Genomic DNA, 954 nt, shown 5'->3' on the forward strand with positions numbered 1-954 from the left:
ATCTCGGCCCCCCTCTTGGCCATCTGGTTATAACGGCTCTGCTCGGTCTCGCTGCGTCGCCAATGGCTGCAAGAGAGCCGCTGCCAGCCGCCCTGCTCCAGGGTGTGGGCACCATAGGCATACATGCTGGCCCGCTGCTGACTGTCGGCCGCCCAGCCCGGTTTGCCCTTGGACTCGGCCCGATCCAGATGGGTGCCCGCCATGGCAATAAGCTGGTAGAGATCCACTCCATGCACCCCGCTCGCCATCACATCCGCGATATCCTGCCGCCAGATGGCATCATCCTGATCGGGCAGACCGAAGATGAGATCCGCCACGATCACGGCCTCATCGTACCGGGTCAGTTCGGCAAGTCGCTCAAGCAGCCGCGCCCTGTCATCGATGCGGGCCGCCTGTTGGCGCACCTGGGTGTCGAAACTCTGTACTCCAAACGAGAAGCGGTTGAACCCGCCCGCCAGCGCCGTGTGCCACTTAGGCTCATCGAATCCGTTCAGCCGCCCTTCCAGGGTCAGTTCTGCATCCTGCGTCAGGGGAAACCCCTGTATGGTCTCGGCCAATCTGGCCAGATCATCGACCGCCATGTCGGTCGGTGTTCCGCCTCCCACGTAGACGGCCGAGAAGGGTGCGCTCAGGGCGAACGGCGTCTTGGCAGCCTGCTGGAGATTGTCACAAAGGGCCGCCATATAACGGCTCATCCGCGCCGGATTGGCGCCATTTTCGAAGAAACTGCAGAAGCTGCAGCGCTTCTTGCAAAAAGGGACATGGATATAGAGGGCGCGCTCCTCGGCCTCCGTCGCGGTTTGCCACCAGGCCTGCCAATCCTTGTCATCCAGGGCCAAGGGCCTGACACCGCCCCGGCTAGCATGCGCAGATGTTTTGGCAGTGAACGCAAATTTAAGGGGGTCCGGGCTGGGCAGTCCGGTCATGGTGGGCGTCAGTATCATCGGCGGTGGG

At 62.6% G+C, this 954-nt stretch carries 1 protein-coding gene; it reads right to left on the bottom strand.

All coding sequences use genetic code 11. From position 1 onward, the window contains the following. Positions 1–926: radical SAM protein (locus tag BN1130_RS01435; protein ID WP_084218097.1), on the bottom strand; the 926-nt coding region annotated here is incomplete at its 3' end. Positions 927–954: the final 28 nt, after the last annotated feature.

Origin of the sequence: Aeromonas rivuli (assembly GCF_000820045.1) — a bacterium.
Taxonomy (GTDB): domain Bacteria; phylum Pseudomonadota; class Gammaproteobacteria; order Enterobacterales; family Aeromonadaceae; genus Aeromonas; species Aeromonas rivuli.